This is a genomic window from Halomonas sp. AOP5-B2-8 (assembly GCF_052376475.1).
Classification (GTDB): Bacteria; Pseudomonadota; Gammaproteobacteria; order Pseudomonadales; family Halomonadaceae; genus Vreelandella; species Vreelandella casei.
The window spans coordinates 18,229-34,348 of record NZ_JBQSVS010000006.1; the positions used below are offsets into that span (position 1 = coordinate 18,229).

Annotated in this window: 14 protein-coding genes; 7 read left to right on the forward strand and 7 right to left on the reverse strand. The window is 52.3% G+C overall.

Annotated features, from left to right (window positions below; genetic code table 11):
* The first annotated feature begins 65 nt into the window (after positions 1–65).
* A complete protein-coding gene (gene rpiA / locus ACT3RP_RS14360; RefSeq protein WP_441684338.1) occupies positions 66–737 on the forward strand; it encodes a ribose-5-phosphate isomerase RpiA in 672 nt (223 codons plus the stop codon).
* 61 nt (positions 738–798) lie between these two features.
* Here the strand turns inward: rpiA and waaA are convergent, their stop codons facing one another.
* The 3 genes from waaA to ACT3RP_RS14375 are packed head-to-tail and all read right to left on the reverse strand — an operon-like array spanning position 799 to position 4,609.
* Positions 799–2,091, reverse strand: coding sequence for a lipid IV(A) 3-deoxy-D-manno-octulosonic acid transferase (waaA, locus tag ACT3RP_RS14365; protein ID WP_483394043.1), 1,293 nt, complete (start codon positions 2,089–2,091; stop codon positions 799–801).
* Entirely contained in the window at positions 2,091–3,521 is a 1,431-nt protein-coding gene (gene hldE / locus ACT3RP_RS14370; RefSeq protein ID WP_193062983.1) for a bifunctional D-glycero-beta-D-manno-heptose-7-phosphate kinase/D-glycero-beta-D-manno-heptose 1-phosphate adenylyltransferase HldE, read from the reverse strand. Before hldE ends, waaA begins: the two co-directional genes overlap by 1 nt.
* The gene (locus ACT3RP_RS14375; protein ID WP_193062985.1) at positions 3,518–4,609 is read right to left on the reverse strand and encodes a glycosyltransferase family 9 protein; all 1,092 of its coding nucleotides are present in this window, start codon (positions 4,607–4,609) and stop codon (positions 3,518–3,520) included. The genes hldE and ACT3RP_RS14375 overlap by 4 nt, the downstream gene beginning before the upstream one ends.
* On the opposite strand from ACT3RP_RS14375, the gene ACT3RP_RS14380 reads away from it, so the two are divergent.
* Positions 4,608–5,312: a 3-deoxy-D-manno-octulosonic acid kinase gene (locus ACT3RP_RS14380; protein WP_444624790.1), complete on the forward strand. Its 705-nt coding sequence runs from the start codon at positions 4,608–4,610 to the stop codon at positions 5,310–5,312. The two genes, ACT3RP_RS14375 and ACT3RP_RS14380, sit on opposite strands and share 2 nt — an antisense overlap.
* Before the next feature lie 16 nt (positions 5,313–5,328).
* Here the strand turns inward: ACT3RP_RS14380 and ACT3RP_RS14385 are convergent, their stop codons facing one another.
* On the reverse strand, positions 5,329–6,228 hold the full coding sequence (locus ACT3RP_RS14385) for a glycosyltransferase family 9 protein (protein ID WP_444672286.1): 900 nt from the start codon (positions 6,226–6,228) through the stop codon (positions 5,329–5,331).
* Entirely contained in the window at positions 6,225–7,262 is a 1,038-nt protein-coding gene (locus tag ACT3RP_RS14390) for a glycosyltransferase family 4 protein (RefSeq protein WP_441684341.1), read from the reverse strand. Before ACT3RP_RS14390 ends, ACT3RP_RS14385 begins: the two co-directional genes overlap by 4 nt.
* Positions 7,263–7,345: 83 nt before the next feature.
* On the opposite strand from ACT3RP_RS14390, the gene ACT3RP_RS14395 reads away from it, so the two are divergent.
* On the forward strand, positions 7,346–8,098 hold the full coding sequence (locus ACT3RP_RS14395) for a glycosyltransferase family 2 protein (protein ID WP_441684342.1): 753 nt from the start codon (positions 7,346–7,348) through the stop codon (positions 8,096–8,098).
* Between the two features lie 86 nt (positions 8,099–8,184).
* Complete coding sequence (locus tag ACT3RP_RS14400; protein WP_193062995.1) at positions 8,185–9,831, forward strand: sulfatase-like hydrolase/transferase; 1,647 nt, start codon at positions 8,185–8,187, stop codon at positions 9,829–9,831.
* Here ACT3RP_RS14400 and waaF read toward each other — a convergent pair.
* Together waaF and rfaD are read right to left on the reverse strand one after the other, a co-directional pair.
* A complete protein-coding gene (gene waaF / locus ACT3RP_RS14405; protein WP_444624793.1) occupies positions 9,821–10,864 on the reverse strand; it encodes a lipopolysaccharide heptosyltransferase II in 1,044 nt (347 codons plus the stop codon). The genes ACT3RP_RS14400 and waaF overlap by 11 nt on opposite strands.
* Positions 10,857–11,813 carry an ADP-glyceromanno-heptose 6-epimerase gene (gene rfaD / locus ACT3RP_RS14410; RefSeq protein ID WP_444624794.1) on the reverse strand — a complete coding sequence of 319 codons (957 nt, stop codon included), beginning with the start codon at positions 11,811–11,813 and terminating at the stop codon, positions 10,857–10,859. The genes waaF and rfaD overlap by 8 nt, the downstream gene beginning before the upstream one ends.
* 109 nt (positions 11,814–11,922) lie before the next feature.
* Between rfaD and glyQ the strand changes: the two genes are divergently transcribed.
* The 3 genes from glyQ to ACT3RP_RS14425 all read left to right on the forward strand — a co-directional run bounded on the left by glyQ (position 11,923) and on the right by ACT3RP_RS14425 (position 16,116).
* Entirely contained in the window at positions 11,923–12,882 is a 960-nt protein-coding gene (gene glyQ / locus ACT3RP_RS14415) for a glycine--tRNA ligase subunit alpha (protein ID WP_193063001.1), read from the forward strand.
* A complete protein-coding gene (glyS, locus tag ACT3RP_RS14420) occupies positions 12,883–14,949 on the forward strand; it encodes a glycine--tRNA ligase subunit beta (protein WP_483394044.1) in 2,067 nt (688 codons plus the stop codon). It begins immediately after the preceding gene.
* 378 nt (positions 14,950–15,327) lie between these two features.
* Complete coding sequence (locus ACT3RP_RS14425; protein ID WP_483394045.1) at positions 15,328–16,116, forward strand: BUD32 family EKC/KEOPS complex subunit; 789 nt, start codon at positions 15,328–15,330, stop codon at positions 16,114–16,116.
* Positions 16,117–16,120: the final 4 nt, after the last annotated feature.

The window sequence follows — 16,120 nt, forward strand, 5'->3', positions numbered from 1 at the left end:
TCGGCAAGCACCGTTTAGGCCGTTATACTAACGTCACTACCTCATTTCTAATGCACAGGCTTGCTATGAATCAGGATGAATTGAAGGCCGCGGTGGCGGACGCTGCGATTGAAGAAATTAAATCTCAGCTCGAAAAAGATACCATCTTAGGCATTGGTACGGGCTCTACGGCCAATCTATTTATTGATCGCCTCGGCCCGCTACGTCATCTATTTCAAGGTGCCGTGGCCAGTTCCGACGCCAGTGCTAAACGTCTCGAAAAACTCGGCATTGAGGTATTTGAGCTCAATAGCGTTGGCACGGTGCCCTTTTATATCGACGGCGCAGACGAAGTAAATGCTAACTTACATATGATTAAAGGCGGCGGCGCTGCGCTTACCCGTGAAAAGATTGTCGCCGCCTGCGCTGAGCGCTTTATCTGCATAGCAGATGGCTCAAAGTACGTGCCTAAGCTAGGCAGCTTCCCGTTACCGGTTGAGGTTATTCCCATGGCACGTTCGTATGTCGCCCGTGAGCTAGTGGCGCTGGGTGCAGAGCCGGTTTACCGCCAGGGAGTGCTGACAGACAACGGTAATCCTATTATCGACTGCTACGATTTCATGATTAGTGACCCTGTCGCGATGGAGGCCAAAATCAATGCCATCGTCGGCGTCGTCACCAACGGCCTGTTTGCCGCTCGCAGCGCCGATATTCTGCTGTTGGGTAAACCCGGCGGCGTAGAGCGCATAGTTCTTTAAATCAGTTCTTTAAATGAGCCCGTTAAATGGGACCGCTAAATTAGCCCGTTAAGTCAGTGCGCTAACGAGGTAACAACGCTTCCAGCCCTTCAAGCGTGCGGGCCAGTGCACCAGTATGGCGATGAATCACTTCCCGACCGGCTTGCCCCACTTGAAGGGCAAGCTGCGGATTAGCGAAATAATGCGCTAAGGCGCTCGCCAAAGCCTCCGGGGTTTCGACCAGCGTTAGCGCCCCTGCCGCCTGTAGCGGCTCAGCCACATCGGCAAAATTTTCGATATAAGGGCCGCTGAGCACAGGCCTTCCTAGCGCTGCCGGTTCTAGCACGTTGTGCCCTCCAAGCGGCACCATACTACCCCCCACAAAGGCCACACGGCCCGCCGCATACAGCGTTGCTAGTTCGCCCAGCGTATCACCTAGATAAACCTGTGTTTGCGCCGTCACGGGCTGCTGCTGGCTGCGGCGGCTGAGCGCCCAACCTGCGGCAAGGCAAGCGTTGGCTACGTCATCAAAACGCTGGGGATGGCGGGGTACCACTATCAGCAGCGCCTCTGGATAGCGTCGTAGCAGCTGGCTATGGGCCTCAAGCAATAACGCCTCTTCACCTTCACGAGTGGAACCGGCCACCCAAACTGCGCGCTCTCCCCACTCATGAAGTAAGCGCTCACCCTCTCTGAGGGCCTTTTCCTGACTGGCCATTTCGAACTTTAACGAGCCAACGAGGCTGATGGTTTCTGCACGGCAACCGAGCGCTTTAAAACGCTCGGCGTCTGCCGGTGACTTCGCGGCTAGCCAGCGAATATCGGCAAGGGTGCTGGCCATTAACGGGCGTAAGCGCTGGTAGCGTTTGAAAGCCCGTGGCGATAAACGCCCATTAACGAGAGCCACCGGCACGTCTTGTTGGCGACAGGCATGTATCACGTTGGGCCACAGCTCGGTTTCAAATAAAATAGTCAGCTCAGGCTGAACACGCCGCACAAAGCGTTTAGTCGCGCCGGGAAAATCCAGCGGCAGAAAGCAATGCGTCAGCCGAGCTTGATCGTGGGAGGACTGCTCATCGATCAGTGTCTTGACCTGCCCGGCGCCACTAGCCGTCATGGTCGTCAGCACAACGCTGTGCCCTGGATAAGACTTTAAGAGCCCTTCAATCAGCGGACGGGCGGCGCGCGCTTCACCCACCGAGGCACAGTGCAGCCAGATACGTGGCGCGGGCGGAAGCTGCCCAAGCCTTATTCCAAGACGCTGCCATCGTGAGTGAGTGCTTACTTGCTCTCGCCAGATGCGCCAGCCGATCAGCGGCGATAGCGTATAGAGCGCCGCTGAGTACGCAAGCCGTGGCCAAGCCGGTGAGGCCATTAGCGCTCGCGATCTAGAATGGAGCTAATCATCGCAGAGGTAGAGACACCGTCTTCAAACCCAAGCACCTTGACCTCGCCTCCATTGGCAATAACGGCGGCTCCTCCGGCGATATCTTCGGGCCGGTAGTCACCCCCTTTCACCAAAATATCCGGCAGTATCGATTCGATCAGCGCTTGGGGCGTGTCATCACTAAACGGCACGACCCAATCCACGGCGCCGAGCCCCGCTAACACCTGCATACGTCGGATTAGCGGATTGATTGGCCGCTTAGGCCCCTTTAGACGGCCAATGGAAGCATCGTCATTGACTGCCACTACTAAACGGTCACCGAGCCGCTTGGCCTGCTCTAGGTAGGCAACATGTCCGGCGTGCAAAATATCAAAGCATCCGTTGGTCATCACCACCCGCTCACCGCGCAGCTGAGCAGCACGCACCGCATCCGCCAGCACAGTGGGCTCAATCACGCCAAACTCGGCCAGTTTGTCGCCGTGTAACGCAGTATACAGCTCGGCAATCGACAGGATCGCCGTGCCTGGTTTGGCCACCACTAACCCCGCGCCTAAATTAGCCAGCATCATTGCTTCGGGCAGAGCGTGCCCCGCTGCTAATGCCAACCCCATCAGGCCAATAACGGTATCGCCGGCACCGGTCACATCGAACACTTCCTGGGCACGCGTCGGTAAATGCAGCGGCGGCTGGCCTTCGCGGATCAGCGTCATGCCTTTTTCACTACGGGTAATGAGCAGCGCTTCCAACGCTAACTCAGCGCGCAGCGCTTCACCGCGGCTTGATAACTCAGCATCGGTGGCGCAGGGGCCAACAACCGCTTCAAACTCAGCTAGATTGGGGGTCATTAAACTCGCCCCGCGGTACTTGCTGAAATCTTGTCCCTTGGGATCAATCAACACGCGCTTACCGCTGGCACGCGCCTTAGCGATGAGGCTTTCAACTTGGTTCAGCGTGCCTTTGCCGTAATCAGAAAGGATCACAATATCGCAGTGAGGTAGCGCCGCTTCCACGTGAGCTAAAAGCTCGGTGGTATCGACACTATCCAAGCGCTGCTCAAAGTCTAGGCGCAGCAGCTGCTGATTACGACTCATCACACGAAGCTTAGTAATCGTTGGCACATCGGCACTGTGTTGAAAGTAAGTGCTCACACTGGAAGCCATAAGGCTTGCTTCCAACAGCTGAGCATTATCGTCTTGGCCCACCACTCCAGCCAATACGGCGTGGCCTCCTAGCGAGGTAATGTTCAATGCCACATTAGCGGCTCCGCCCGGGCGGTCCTCAACGTCTTCGACGCGCACCACCGGCACCGGCGCCTCTGGCGAAATACGCGAAGTACCACCGTGCCAATAGCGGTCTAACATCACATCCCCCACGACCAGCACACGGGCATGCTCTAGGGCAGTTAAATCAATTTTCATGGATGCTCCTTAACGCTAGCCGTTACAGCGGTATGCGCCAAAAGTGCATCTAACTTGGCGATAACATCATCTGCTTTAATCAGCATCATGGCGCTGGGATGACGAACTCGCTGGCCCCAATTAACGTCCTCCACCGATTTGTGGAGATAGGTACGCACAGCCTCTGGATAAGCGTTGACCGCGAAGTCACGCCAGCAATAGGGCGCAGCGCGCATAGGGTTGGTCGATGCATATAGCCCCAGCGCCGGTGTGCCCACGGCGTTGGCCATATGAATAGGCCCAGTATCCGGTGCGATCACTGCGCGGGCTTGGTCAATTAGCGCCAGAACCCCTTTCAAGGACGTGCCGCCAATAGCATTAATGACGCTGTCAGGCTGACAAAGCGTTTCAATGTGATCGCCTATTGCACGCTCTTGAACACTACCCCCGCCGGTCAACACGCTTTTAAGACCGTGATGTACCCAAGCATGTTCAATAACACTGGCGTAGCCTTCTACCGACCAATTGCGGAAATTACGCAGGCGAACGTTGCTGCAAGGATTAATCACGAGATAAGGCGTCTCGCCGCTAATCACGCGCGCCTCGTTTAACGCCGTCGACGAGATGGGTAAATCCCATTCCAATCGGTCGTCTTCTACGCCCAGCACGCGTGCAAAGTCCATAAACGACTCCAGCACGTGAGCATTGGAATGGGGCGCTAGCTGATACTGGGTAAACCAGTGCTGGGCATCTTTGGCACGCGCTTTGTCGTAACCCACCCGCACATTGGCCTTTAGCCCCAGTGACAGAACGCTGGCGCGAATGGCCTGCTGCATATGCAGCAGTACGTCAAAGCGAGTATCGGCAAGCTGACGCCACAGCGCGCGCATGCCGGCAAGGCCGGTTGATTTGTCGTAAACGACGAACTCGACCCCGGAAAGGCCTGCCAGTAGACTGTGCTCCCCCTTACCTATAATCCAGGTAATACGTGCGTCAGGCCACTGGCGCTGTAACGCCCGCACCGTGGGCACCAGATTGCATACGTCTCCTAAAGCAGAGAGGCGCAAAATGGCAATGTGTTTGGGCTGAACAGGCAGAGAGGGCTTCATGCGCTTAGCGGCACTCCGGCAGAAAAATAGTCTGATTTTACATGATGCAGACAGTTTATGTGACGCACCGGGAACACACCAAATTCATCCGGGCTTATTCACGAGCGATTATTGGCGCAGGCAGGGGCTCATTGTGGGTGAAGCCCCGGGGCGAGGTAGCAGCTTTTTTCTGCAGGCAACGCCTACTGAACAATGGGTATTAAGGCCTTATCGACGCGGTGGTATGGCGGCCAGGCTAAGTGAGAAACGCTACTTTTGGACAGGAACTGAGCGTACACGAGCGTTTCGTGAGCTGCGCTTAACCGCTACTCTTTTTGCGCAAGGGCTCCCCGTACCGCGCCCCGTCGCCAGCTGCGTTACCCGGCATGGTTTAACCTATGAGGCTGCGTTGATGACGGTACGCATCCCCGGTGCACGGGCGCTAGCCGAGCTGCTTAACCGTCGCCAGGCAGATGATGCGTTATTGCAGCAAGTAGGCTCGATGATTAAACGCTTTCATCAGGCAGGGCTTGATCACGTGGACTTAAATGCCCGCAATATTCTGATCGATAGTAACGACACGCCGTGGTTGATCGACTTAGATCGCTGCCGGCTACGTTCGCCGGGCAAGTGGCAGAACGACAACTTAACGCGCCTGAAGCGATCGCTCATTAAATTTAACGCGGAAAATAGCTATTCATCAATACTAGACGGCTATCAGTAATTACATAGCTTTTACACTAAGCCTTTTGCTCTAACAGCTCTTTTGCTAACTGCATCACGTCATCAACCACAATATCAGGCACGCCAAGAGAGCAAGAAACAGAGCGGCTATTGTCTCTCGTCAAAAACCACTCGGGCAGAGACTCTTTAAATAGCACAATTTGCCTGACACCTAGAATGTGGGCAATGTGAGAAGGCCCACAGTCATTGCTAACAAAAATCTTACATCCTTCTACCATGCTAAACAGAAGATCGACACTCGGCTGATTAAAGACCGTATATCCTTTGCTTTTTAGTATGCTTGTTTCTTCAGTTTCTTGCGGGCCCGTAATGAAAAACACGTTTTTCTCACCGTTTTCGACAAACTGATCAGCCAACTGCATGTATTTTTCTATTGGCCACTTCTTTTCCTCTTTACCTGCCCCCGGAACGAGCAAAACACTGTCTAAAAAACGTTCATCGTGGCTAATAAACTGTTTCAAATAAGGAACAGAAGATGCGCATGTTTCATTCATTAATTGTAAAAATAAATCTGCTCTATAGATAGATACATCTAACGGTAGCGTATGCGTGTAAAAAGCCCCCGTTTTCTTAAACCCAACGCGATGAGGTATCTTCAACAACAGCATTTGTAGAGCAACACCAATACTCGAAGGTCTCAAATTGAACCCGATATCAAAATTATATTTTTTAAGTAAATAAAATTGATCTCTCTTGTTAATAACTTCTAAACTATCTAAAAATCCACTATCGACAAGAAAACTAGCACCGTTGTTTTTTGTTACGCCAACCAATTTAGCCCCAGGGTACTTTTCCCTTAGCATCACTAAAAATGGCACGTGCACTAAATGGGCACCAAAAAAAGGCCTGTTATGTAAAAAAATCACAATATGGCGTTCATTTAATAGCATTGTCATTTTTGGACTAACTCTTTATATCGCTGACTATATTTCTCAGCCATCGCATCGCTACTGTAAAGATGCAGTGATGAAAATGCAGTATCTATAACATGATGCCTTAACATAGCGTTGTCTCTGAGCATTAAGAGCCGATCTTTTATTTCACTAGCACAGTCAACAGAAACCAGAAAACCTGTTTCATTAGTTTTTATAAGATCAGGAATGCCGCCGACATCGCTCGCTATAATAGGGACACGAGCATTCATTACATCTAAAAGCACCGACCCTAACCCTTCATTTCTTGAGGGGAATACAAAAACATCAAATCCAGACAAATAATCATTAACATTATCTTTAAAGCCCGCCCAGACAATATTGCGAATACCTTCGCTTTCTTTTTTAAGCGCTGCTTCGTCTTCGCCTTTACCAAAAAAAACAAAAACATACTCGGGGTAATCATGTTCTAAACTTTTGGCTACATCCATTAACACACGTTGCCCCTTATGACGATCCACAAGCGCACCAGCATGCCCAACAATAATTTTGTTTGGATATTGCTGCCTAAACTCAATGGCTACTTTCGGGTCGTTTACAGCGCCAGAATGAGCGCTTGGAATTGTGTATATAGGAGATGTGGTAAAGCTTTTTAGCTGCTCGGCAATAACGCTAGAAATCGCCACGCAGTAGCCTGCATTTCGATAAAAAACAGTATTGCTCCATTTACGCTTAATCGGCGTATCGACACGGCGAGTAATAATATAAGGCGTTTGATAAAGCTTATTATGCAGCCAGGCCCAATGCACTGCTTTGGCTTCATGCGCATGGACAATATCAGCGCTGCCTGCCTGCCTATGGCCAGCCAATTGATGACCTGCATTAACAAAGACCACGCCCGGGGTCTCGGCTAGTTCAGCACGTAGCGGTGACGATAATTGACACACGAGTGTTTGGCGCTTTATCTCACTTAGCTTAGCGAGTGCTTGAATTAAAAGGACTGTTTGACGCTCTCCTCCACGAAAGCCTTTGGCCAGATTGACATGAATAATGTGCAAAAGCGCCTCCTGGGAGATATTGTGGCTTTAAAAGCCGATATAATAGCATTGCTTTCTCATTCTCTGACAGGACAGACATCCTCATGCCCGCTGGCGTTAGCGTAGTTATCATCACTCGAAATGCTGCCTCGACGCTGCAGCGTACTCTGGACGCCGTGCAATGTTTCGATGACGTTGTGGTTTATGACAACGGCTCAAGCGACGACACAACGCATATTGCCTCTGGCTATTCGAACGTTTCACTGCATGAAGGTGACTTTCTTGGCTTTGGCCCGACAAAGCGTTTTGCGGTCTCTTTAGCGAAACATGACTGGATCTTGTCGCTAGATGCCGACGAGGCTCCCTCCATGGAGCTTATTGAGGCCATCGCCTCATGGTGCCCCAGCGCTGCCTCTAACGATCTTGGACAGATACGACGCGAGAATTGGATGATGGGCAGGCCTGTTCGCTATTCAGGGTGGGGTAATGACTGGCTCGTGCGTCTATTCAACCGACGCTGCCATAATTTTAATGATGCGATGGTTCACGAATCTATTCTATTGAGCGAGACCAGCCGTCTGCAGCGATTGTCAGGCATCATTGAGCATACTGCCGTGACAGATTTGTCTCAGTTTCTTGAAAAAATAAACCGCTACTCGAGCCTTCGCGCCGAGTCCGGAAAGCTTAAACACTATCCTGCAGCTATCGTTTTTCTAAAAGCCATCTTTGCTTTTTTACGTACTTATGTCCTGCAGCACGGTTGGCGCGACGGTTGGAGAGGATTAGTCATTTCTGTTTCGAACGCCAACGGCGTATTTTGGAAATATATGAAACAGTCGGTAAGAAACCGCCAATAATCTCAGAGCTGTCCCTGAGAATCACCCTTTTAAAAGCAGGCGACACTAGATTATTTACGGAATTCGTCTGACAAAATAGGTTATCTATGCATCCTCGTGCTATTCAAAAAATAGCGTTAGTTATTATTGGCTTATGTCTTGGCTATGCAGTCACTGTACTGACACGCCTGCCGTGGTGGACACTGTTTATTGTCGCTGCCGTATGGATTGGCCTGGGGCTAAAACTGCGCTGGGGCCAACCCTCTAATGCACGCTATCGCAAAATCTGGCCGTGGTCACTGTTGCCGCTAAGCCTTTGGGGTATCTACGTTTACTTAGCAGATAGTTTTGGCATTGTCGACTTAGGGGCAGTGTTTTTCCATCTCCAGGCTGGCATCGCCGAGCATGGTGGTGCGGGTAAAATGTTTACCGCTGTGCTTTATACGCTGGTCATGATCGGCGTGCTGGCAGCGGTCACCTGGCTATCGCGCCACGACCAACGCTGGCGCTTAGCCGAGCGTTTTTTCGCTATTGTACTACTGGCTAGCAACCCGCTGCTGTTTGGCTTAGGCCAGCGCAGCGCATCCATTGTCACTGATGATGGGGCTTGGCTGGACCGGCGCTATAAGGCACCGCCTACCGAAGAGCTACAAGATCCGCCTAATTTACTCATCATGTATTTAGAGAGCCTCGAACGAACTTACTCTAATGAGCTTTTCGGCGATGTCTACGCAGATCTCGACGCGCTCGGAGAACGAGGCGCAGTCTTTGAAGGTATACGTCAGATGGATAACACCGGCTGGACGATGGCCGGAATGATCGCCAGCCAGTGTGGCGTCCCTCTAATGCCAGCTGGCCTTATCCACGACTCTCAATTTGAGCCGCTTTCAAAAGTTGCACCTGGCGTCGATTGTCTTGGTGACGTACTTGCTGCGCAGGGCTATCAACTGAGCTATTTAGGCGGTGCCAGTACTCAGTTTGCAGGTAAGGGGCTGTTCTATCGTGGCCATCAATTCAATAATGTGAAAGGCCGTGAAGATCTAGAACCGCTGCTAGATGACCCTGAGTATGTCAACAGCTGGGGGCTGTATGACGACTCGCTTTACGATATTACCGCCGACGAAATACGCCGACTAGATAGCGAAGGTAACGGCCCCTGGGGCGTTGTGAGCCTCAACCTTGCAGGCCATGCGCCCCACGGTTACCCCTCGCAAGCCTGTGTGGAACAGCAGGGCGAGTTCGATGGGCAGGATATCCTGTATTCCGTGCAGTGCTCGGCGTGGCTAGCGCGTCATTTTATTGAGCGCTTAGAGGCAGAGGGGCTTCTCGATAATACCCTCGTCATGGTGCTCAGTGATCATCTTACGATGCGCGTGTCGGTCTGGGATCAGCTGACGGCGATGGACCGTGATAATACGCTGATTATGATCGGAGATGGTATTGAGCCCCAGCGCATTCGCCGCGATGCGACGACGCTGGATATCTTTCCTACGCTGCTGGATGCGCTTGGGTTTAATTTAGCAGAGCAGCGTGCCGGCCTCGGAACGTCGTTACTCAGTGATAAGCAGACACTGGTGGAGATCCATGGCATTGAGGTGGTGAATCAGCGCCTAAGAGAGGAGACAGCGCTCCAGCATCGCTTGTGGGAAGGTATATCGCCTCAGCGCCGCGAACCTCAGGAAGCCCCTCCTCCTTTAGAGCAAACGCTGGAAACGCCCGCAGACATTGCCGACGAAATTGAGATCATTCATTAGCCATCATGCCGTCGCGCTGCGGGTCAGCGTGTATTGCTTTATACACCTGATCAACGCTCAGCTGATTAAGGCAATTGGTATGCCCTAATGGACAAGTGCGCTCAAAGCAGGGCGAGCAGGATAGTGCAAGATAATGGATGGCGGCGTTATCCGTCATGGGCGGCGTGTAGACGGGCGATGAAGAGCCATAGAGCGCATGAACGCGAACCCCTACCGCCGCCGCCACGTGCATCAAACCTGAATCGTTGGTGACCACCTGTCGGCAATCGGCGAGTAGATCAACCGCATCGGCCAGCTGAGTTTTACCGCACAGATTATGGGCATGGGCAAGCCCTTGCACTATCGCCTCCCCTGCCGCGTGATCTTTTTGCCCACCCAGCACGCGCACCTCGAAACCGTCTTGCACCAGCCGTTTTGCTAATGCATGAAAATAACTGACGGGCCACTGTTTGGCAGGGCCATACTCCGCGCCCGGCATCAAACCAACGGCCGGGCGTGATGAAAGCGAGTGAGCTAGGTACAGGTTCACCAGGTTATCGCTGTCAATCTGCAAACAAGGCTTGGGTAATAAAAAGTTGCCTCTCTCCGTTTCAGCCAGCGGTAGCCCAAGCGATACAAAGCGCTTTACCGTTTGGTCAAGCACCTGCTTATTGAGCTTACGGCACTCTTTAAGCAGCCCGTAACGATGCTCACCGGTAAAGCCAACACGCTCGGGTATCCGCGCCATAAAGGGAATAAGCGCGGCCTTCCAAGACCGGGGCAGCACAATGGCGCGATCAAAGCGCCCACGCAGCTGTTTGGCAAGCTTCCGACGGCTAGCCAAGCCAAACTCTCCGTGGCCCACCGTCAGTGGCAAGACCTCATCCACTTCGGGCATGCGCTCTAAAATAGGCTGCGACCACGCCGGCGCAACGACGGCAATCGTCGCACCGGGCTGGCGGGCTTTTAAGGTCATAAACAGGCTTTGTGCCATGACCATATCGCCCACCCATGAAGGGCCAATAATCAGCAGACGCGGCGCTGGATTAGCCATTCAACCACCCCAAGTAGGCCTTAACCCCTTGAGCAACGGTTTTAAATTCAACATCACAGCCGCTGCCACGCAGCGCATCAATATCGGCACGCGTATAGCTCTGATAGCGTCCTTTAAGCTCGTCAGGAAAGGCGATGTAGTCGATCTCACCTTTGCTGTAAAAATCGATTACCGCTTCGCCTATCGCTTTAAAAGGCTCCGCTCGTCCGGTACCCAGATTGAAAATGCCTGACTTATCGGGATTATCCAAAAACCATAGGTTTACATCGACGACGTCACCGACATAAACGAAGTCGCGGCTCTGCATGCCCGCCTCATAGCCTCCATAGGCGCCAAACAGCTTCAGCGTTTCATCGTTACGTACTTGCAGATGATTGTGATACGCCACGCTGGCCATTTTGCCCTTATGCTGCTCACGGGGCCCGTAAACATTGAAATAGCGAAAGCCTACCACCTGGGTCGTCAGCTCGCTCCAGCGCGAACGCACATGCTGATCAAACAGCAGCTTTGAATAGCCATAAACGTTGAGCGGCTTTTCACACTCGGGACTTTCTTTAAATACGTCACTGCCACCATAGGTCGCGGCAGATGATGCGTATAGCAAAGGGATACCCTGCTGTTCGCAATAATTCAGTAATACCTTGGAGTACTCGAAGTTATTTTCCATCATGTAATGGCCGTCCCATTCGGTTGTATCCGAACAGGCGCCTTCATGGAAAATGGCTTCAATCTTAGGTAAGTCAACGCTCTCGCCCCTCAGCGCCGCTTTTATCCTAACGAGAAAATCGTCTTTATCCAGATAGTCGGCCAGCGTACAGTCGGCTAAATTGACGAATTTGGTACCGTCGCGCAAATCGTCGACAACCATCACGTCGTTTCTGCCGCGCGTATTCAACGCTTTAACCAAGTTGGCCCCGATAAAACCGGCACCGCCAGTGATCACAATCATGCTGTTCTCCTTATCTAAAGCGGCTTGTTGGCATACGTGCCTATAACCCATCTGCCTAGGATTGTATACTTGACGCCTTATGAATTCATGGCCAACGGTGCTTTCCGCGATGAGTGTCTCGACAAACCAATCGACACCTGATGTGTCGACCTTTCAAGGCTTGATCCTTGCTCTGCAGCAGTACTGGGCAGAACAGGGTTGCGTCATTCTCCAGCCGCTCGATATGGAAGTCGGCGCAGGCACTTTTCACCCAGCGACGTTTCTGCGCGCCATTGGGCCAGAAACGTGGAATGCTGCCTACGTGCAGCCTTCCCGACGCCCCACCGATGGTCGCTATGGCGAAAACCCTAACCGCCTGCAGCACTATTATCAGTTCCAAGTGGTGATGAAACCATCGCCGAGTAACTTCCAAGACCTTTATCTGGGCTCGCTCAAGCGGCTAGGCCTAGACCCGCTGGTTCACGATGTGCGCTTTGTAGAAGACAACTGGGAGTCTCCTACACTGGGCGCTTGGGGCCTTGGCTGGGAAATCTGGCTAAACGGCATGGAAGTTACCCAGTTTACCTACTTTCAGCAGGCAGGTGGCATTGAGTGCTACCCGGTTACCGGCGAGCTCACCTATGGGCTTGAGCGTATCGCCATGTACCTGCAAAACGTCGACAGCGTTTACGACCTTGTTTGGGCCACGGCTCCAGATGGTAGCAAGGTCACCTATGGCGACGTTTACTTGCAAAATGAGCGCGAACAATCCGCCTATAACTTTGAACATGCCGATGTCGATCAGCTATTTGCCTCCTTCGACCACCAGGAAAAAGAGTGCAGCAAGCTTCTCGCAGCAAGCTTGCCCTTACCTGCCTACGAGCAGGTGCTGAAAGCATCGCACACGTTTAACCTATTGGATGCGCGTCACGCTATTTCAGTCACCGAACGTCAGCGCTTTATTTTGCGCGTCCGGACCATGGCCCGTGATATTGCCACCGCTTACTTTGAGTCGCGTAAGGCAGAAGGTTTCCCCATGGCGCCAGAAATACTTCGCCGCGAACTACTCGCCGACCAGGGAGACGATTAAATGGCTGTTAATACGCTCTTATTAGAACTGGGTGCTGAAGAGCTGCCGCCGAAAGCATTAGACGCACTGTCGGACGCCTTTGCCGCCGGTATTGAAAAAGGCCTGAAGGAAGCCGACGTTCCCTTTGCCAGCGTTGCCGCTTTTGCGACACCGCGGCGGCTGGCAGTGCAAGTATTCGAGCTTGCGGACAAGCAGCCCGATCGCGATGTTGAACGGCGTGGCCCAGCCCTGGCAGCAGCCTTTAAAGATGGCGTTGCTACGAAAGCTGCCGAAGGTTTTGCCCGCTCCTGCGGCGTCACGGTTGACGATCTAATTCATTTAGATACTGATAAAGGCACCTGGTTGGCATTTCGTGAGCAGCAGCAAGGCGAGTCGATTCAGGCATTGCTACCTGAGATTCTGCGCAAAACTATCAGTGCACTTCCGGTCCCTAAATATATGCGCTGGGGTGCCTCACGCATTGAATTTTCACGGCCCGTGCACTGGCTTTTAGCGCTTTACGGCAACGACGTTGTGGCCGCCGAAGTGCTTGGCTTGCAGGCCAGCCGCACGACCTTCGGCCACCGTTTTCATGCGCCGGATGCCATTCAGCTGGCGCATGCCGATGACTACGTCGCCAGCTTGGAAAATGCATACGTGCTGGTAGACCGCGTGCAGCGCCGTGAGCGCATCCGCGAGCAGGTGTTGGCGGAAGCCGAAGTACAAGAAGCTAATGCCGTTATCGACGAAGAGCTTCTCATAGAAGTAAGCGGTTTAGTTGAGTGGCCGGTAGCCCTTACCGGAAGCTTTGATGAGCGCTTTCTTGAGGTGCCGGCGGAATGCCTGATTTCTTCCATGAAAGCCAACCAAAAGTATTTCCATCTTTTAGATGACGCCGGCAAGCTGAAGCCGCTATTTATCACCATTGCTAATATCGACAGCACGGACCCGGATCAAGTTATCGCCGGTAACGAAAAAGTGATTCGCCCGCGTTTAGCCGACGCTGCTTTTTTCTACGAAGTCGATCGCAAGCGTACACTTGCCGCCAGGACTCCGCTGCTGGAAAGCGTTGTATTCCAAAAGCAGTTAGGCACCCTGGCGGACAAAGCGCGTCGCAGTACAGTTGTGGCGACCTTTATTGCAGAAAAGATCAATGCGGACGTTGCTCATGCTCAGCGCGCCGTGGCGCTGGCCAAGTGCGACTTAGTCACCGAAATGGTACTCGAATTCCCCGAACTTCAGGGAATTATGGGACGCTATTATGCTGAGCAAGACGGTGAGCCTGCCGACGTTTCTCAAGCACTTGAAGAGCAGTACTTACCGCGTTTTGCCACCGATGCCATCCCCCAAAGCGCAACCGGTAAGGCATTAGCTTTGGCAGACCGCCTGGACACTCTGGTCGGTATTTTTGGGATTGGTCAACGCCCCACTGGCGCAAAAGATCCCTTTGCTTTGCGCCGCGCCTCTATCGGCGTGCTTAACATTCTGGTTAAGGGCGAGCTTAATCTTGATCTGCGCGAGCTTCTTAACGTTGCCGCAGAACAGCATAAGAGCCTGCCTAAGGCAGACGGGCTTGTGGAGGATGTGCTGACTTATATGTTGGACCGTTTCCGCGCCTGGGGGCAGGATGAAGGCATTAGTGCTGAAATGTATCTAGCTGTGCGCGCACGCCCGGTGACGAACCCGCTTGATTTCGCTCGCCGCCTTCGCGCTGTTAAAGCCTTTGCTCAGCGCGATGAAGCCTCAGCGCTGGCATCCGCCAATAAGCGAGTTTCTAACATTTTGGCGAAGCAGACCAATACCGACATCACTCAGGTGGACTCAGCGTTACTGGCTGAAGACGCTGAGAAAAAACTGTTCGAGGTGGTAACGGCTAACCAAGCACAGGTGGCACCGCTGTTTGCATTGGGTGACTATCAGAAAGCGCTCGATATACTGGCCACGCTGCGCGAGCCCGTGGATGCCTTCTTTGACCAGGTAATGGTCATGGCAGACGATCCGGCTATTCAGCGCAATCGATTAGCGCTACTTGCCAGCCTACAAGGCCTGTTTTTAGAAGTGGCCGATATCTCGCTACTGCCTCAATAAGCTTTTCACCGCCCTCCCCCTTAACCGATGGCTTAGCGCCATCGGTTTTTTGTTTCACGTGAAACATTCGATAGTGCCAAACACCTTGTAACGTCAAAAGACCTGCATTGAGAACATGAGGTGGTCATCTACATCTGAGTCTATCCTTATCTATATAGCTATCCAATGCTATCCTGGTTTGCCTTCGGCTAGCGGCATACGGATTTAACCAAGGCCTAGACCTAATAACATCGCCAAGGCGCTTTTTTGTTTCCAAAGGCATATAAGAGTAAAATAATCGATATTATGTGAAATAAAACATGCTTTTAAAACAAGTCGTTTTACGTGGCTGAGTATATATGACGACTTGTTTGATAGTTAGCCGCGAGGAGCCTACCTATGTACGATCTTTTTTTACTCGACTCTCTCCCTCGTCAGCAGGCGACTATGGCGCCGCATACCCTCAACGGACAGAAGCTGTGGCTGAAACGTGCGGCAAAGCGCAACTCGCGTTGGGTTTATGCGCCGCTTAAATTACTGGCCGTGTGGCTCAAACTAGATGCGCTTAAACCGGTTCCCAACATAGGCGGTGAAGAAAGTATTCTCATTGAAGCTAGCCGTAGCGAAACCCTACGAAAGGCGGGTGTTGCGGTGCCAACTATTCTAGCGAAAACTCCTCAGGCGCTGTTGCTGGCTGATGCGGGTACGCCTGAGCAGCCCGCGGTCACATTGCTAGAGAAAATCAAAAGCACGAATGATGCTGCTCAAATTGATATGATTTTAGCACTCAGCATTGAAGCACTTAATAGCGTTCATCGCCGAGACTGCTACCTGAGTGAAGCCTTCGCACGCAATATTCTTATCACTGATGATAAAGCTGTTTTTATTGACTTTGAGACCGACCCTGGGCAGGTTCATGCACCGGTGGATTGCATGGTACGCGACTGGTACTGCTTTATTTTTTCGCTATACGGCAAGCTTTATAAATCACCAGCGCAGTATGAGCGTTTAACACCGGCACTAGTGGAAGGTTTGAAGAATGCGAAGCAGGACGTACGCGAACGCTTTTGCGAAACACTTCCTAAGCTGCTTCACTTACGGCGCATACCCTTTAAATTCTTCGGTAGCGACGGACGAAAGTTAAGCGTTACCCTTCAGTCTCTTGCAGCACTCAATCAGCGCCTATAACGAC